At 79.3% G+C, this 2,966-nt stretch carries 4 protein-coding genes; 1 reads left to right on the forward strand and 3 read right to left on the reverse strand.

What is annotated here, in order from left to right; genetic code table 11:
• Window positions 1-104: 104 nt before the first annotated feature.
• From E1284_RS39835 to E1284_RS39845, 3 genes are all read right to left on the reverse strand, one after another.
• Window positions 105-1,061 carry a hypothetical protein gene (locus tag E1284_RS39835; protein ID WP_131945301.1) on the reverse strand — a complete coding sequence of 319 codons (957 nt, stop codon included), beginning with the start codon at window positions 1,059-1,061 and terminating at the stop codon, window positions 105-107.
• Window positions 1,062-1,077: 16 nt separating this feature from the next.
• Window positions 1,078-1,617, reverse strand: a complete 540-nt coding sequence (locus E1284_RS39840; protein WP_131945302.1) for an RNA ligase 1 family protein — start codon at window positions 1,615-1,617, stop codon at window positions 1,078-1,080.
• Between the two features lie 197 nt (window positions 1,618-1,814).
• Window positions 1,815-2,396, reverse strand: a complete 582-nt coding sequence (locus E1284_RS39845; protein ID WP_207924230.1) for a TetR/AcrR family transcriptional regulator — start codon at window positions 2,394-2,396, stop codon at window positions 1,815-1,817.
• 72 nt (window positions 2,397-2,468) lie between these two features.
• Between E1284_RS39845 and E1284_RS39850 the strand changes: the two genes are divergently transcribed.
• Window positions 2,469-2,966, forward strand: a 498-nt coding sequence (locus tag E1284_RS39850) for an FAD-dependent monooxygenase (protein WP_207924231.1), incomplete at its 3' end; no start/stop codon positions are given.

The following is a 2,966-nucleotide window of genomic DNA, read 5'->3' on the forward strand; positions in this document are numbered from 1 at the left end:
CAGGCCCCACACTCAGCCGCCCGCCTAGCCGCCCGCTCTCCCGCCGGGTGTGATCGCCCGGCGGCTCTGCGGGCCCGCGGCTTCGACCGCGGGCCGGGCGCGCCTCAGAACGGCGGGCCGTGCGGCCGGGCGGCGAAGCGGTCGCGGACGGCGCGGAGCCAGGGTTCGCCGGTGTCGGGCAGCCGGGCCAGGGCGTCCCGGAACAGGTGCCAGTCGGGCTGGAACGGCGCGTACGGGACGCGGGGCCGCGGGTCGTCGCGGCGGACCTCGGCGGGCAGCACGGTGTCGGGCGGCCGCGGCCGGTGGAAGGCCAGGTGGAGCCACACGCCGGCGTCCAGCGGCACATCCCGCCCGGTGCCCGACGGCCAGGCGCCGCCGGTCTGCGGATGCCGCGGCACCAGCGCGATGGCGCCGCCGGCGGGCGGGAGGCCCGGTCCCGCGAGGGCCAGTTCGCCGCGCGCGGGCCCGGGCGGGAGCAGGGCGTCGAGGGGGCGGCCGAACACGGTGGCGAGGAGCCCGCCGGGGACGCGCGGGCGGGCGCCGCCCGACAGGGCGAGCAGGCGCGGGAGCGCCGCGGCGGCCGAGGCCTCCCACAGGGGGCTCCACAACCCGGGGTCCTCGACCGGCGGCACGGCCGGACGGGCACGGCGCAGCTCGCCCCACTCCAGCACCGGCGGATCGGGAGCGCCGCCGGGGACGGCCCGGACGGCGTCCGGGCGCAGCCGCACGGCCTGCCACAGGGAGCAGTCGTCGACGCGGGTCCCGACGGGGCGCGCGCAGCGCTCGCAGGCCAGGTTGGGCCCGTCGCACCCGGTGAGCCCGAGGCAGTACCCCCCGTACCGGCCGGGGATGAGGGCGGTGCCGCGAGCGTCGCCGGGCGCGATCACGACGGCGTCCGCGGGTCCGCAGAACGGTTCGGGGTCGATCGCGCAGGTCCCGGGCTCCATGAGCGGCGGCAGGAGCTCGTGCCCGTACTGCTGGTGGGCGTGGACGGGCAGCGCGACCCGGGCCAGCGGCGCGGTGAGCGCGGCGCCGCAGCCGGCGCAGGTGAACACGATCACGGGGCCGCCGCCGTGGTCAGGCGGGCGGGAAGTCGCGGCGCTTGAGCTTGGCCATGCGGCCGTCGGGGGCGTGCCAGACGATGCCCTCGTAGGGGCGGGCGCGCAGCCAGGCGGCCAGGCCGTCGTGGTCGAGGGGGACCTCGCCGAGGTCGTCGGCGCCGTGCCGGACCAGCAGGTGCCGGTCGGCGCCCTCGGGGTTCCCGTTGATCTTCGGGCCGATGAGCTCGTAGGTGCCGGGCTCGTGGGCGCCCGCTTCGATGGCGGGCCGCAGGTGCCGCCAGAACGCCGACTGCTCGGCCGGCTCCCATCCGATCGTCTTGCCGGTGGCCGGGTCGGTGGACAGGGCGGTGAACCCGGGCGGGGCGTCGCGGCCGGGCCTGACCTCGCGGCGGGCGAGCCACCGGTCCCCGTCGTAGCGGACGCAGGTGCCGTCGTACTTGCGGGTGGCGCGGCCCTCGCCGGCGAACACCCACGCGCAGTCCGGGTCGGGGTCGCGGGTGACGTAGCGGGGGTCGCCGTCCCAGTCGCGGACGAACACGGTGGGGATCTTGCGCATGGCGTCCTCCCGGTGGCAGCGGCGGGGTGAGAGCGGCGGGATCCCGTCCCCAGGGTGACGCGGGGACGGGACCGGTGGCGCCGGCGGGGTGCGATCCCGGGGCCGGCGCCGGGGGCGGTGCGCCCGCCGTGCTCAGGGTCCCCCGGCCGCGCCGCGCGCCGCAACGGGTTTTCGCCCGGGCCGCAGGCGCGGCAGGGCTACCCGTGCGGCCCTTCGGGGGGCAGGACGCCGGCCAGGTACGCCGCGACGGTGGCGCGCAGCCGCTCGGGGGACGGTTCGGGGCCGGCGCCGGCGATCGCGTCGAACATCAGGCCCTCGGCGAGCGCGACGAGGCCCTGCGCGTGCGCGGCGGGATCGGGGGACCCGGCCGCGGCCATCAGCGCACGGGCCGCGTCCCGGAACCGGCGCCCGGCGGCGTCGTAGATGGCGCGCAGCTCCGGCCGCCGCGTCGCCTCCAGCGCCAGCTCGTAGCGGGCCAGGGTGTGGGCGCGGCCGGCGGTCAGCTGCAGGCGCAGCACACCGGCCAGCCGCGCCGCCAGCGCGTCGCGGGACAGGCCGGGCGGGGCGTCCGCGCCGGCGAAGCGGCCCTCCTCCAGCTCGGTGAGGCGCGCCAGGGCCAGCTCCAGCAGCGCCGCGCGGGTGCGGGCGAGGTTGGACGCCGACCCGGGCGGCAGGCCGGCGGCCTCGTCGACGGCGCGGTGGGTCAGGCCCCGCATGCCGCGGTCGGCCAGCAGGGCGATGGCGGTGTCGGCGACGAGCCGGGCGCGCGGTGAGCTCACCCCCGGATCCTACCCGCCCGCACTACAGGCGTAGTATCTGCACTACATCTGTAGTCAGCGAAGGGTGGCAGCATGCCGCACGCGATCGTCATCGGCGCCGGCATCGGCGGCCTCACCGCCGCCGCGGCCCTGCACGGCCGCGGCTGGACCGTGGACCTGCACGAACGCGCCGCGTCCCTGGAACCCGCCGGGTCCGGCCTGGCCCTCGGCCCCAACGCCCTGCGCGCCCTGGACACCATCGGCGCCGGCGACGCCGTCCGCGGCCTCGCCGCCATGACCGGCACCGGCGGCATCCGCCGCCCCGACGGGACCTGGCTCAGCCGCACCTCCGCCGAGGCCGCCCAGGCCCGCTACGGCGACCCCACCGTCGCCCTCCACCGCGCCGACCTCGTCGAGGTCCTCACCTCCCGGCTCCCCGACGGCATCGTCCACCTCGGCTCCACCGCCACCGCCGCGACCCCCGGCGGCGCCGTCACCACCACCGACGCCCGCGGGCACCGCACCGACCTGCACGCCGACCTGGTCGTCGCCGCCGACGGGATCCGCTCCGCCGCCCGCACCGCCCTGTTC

The sequence above is a fragment of the Actinomadura bangladeshensis genome, assembly GCF_004348335.1.
GTDB lineage: Bacteria > Actinomycetota > Actinomycetes > Streptosporangiales > Streptosporangiaceae > Spirillospora > Spirillospora bangladeshensis.

Excerpts from the sequence above, each read along its gene's own strand:
- E1284_RS39840 (WP_131945302.1), bottom strand. The coding sequence starts at position 1,617 with ATGCGCAAGATCCCCACCGTGTTCGTCCGCGACTGGGACGGCGACCCC.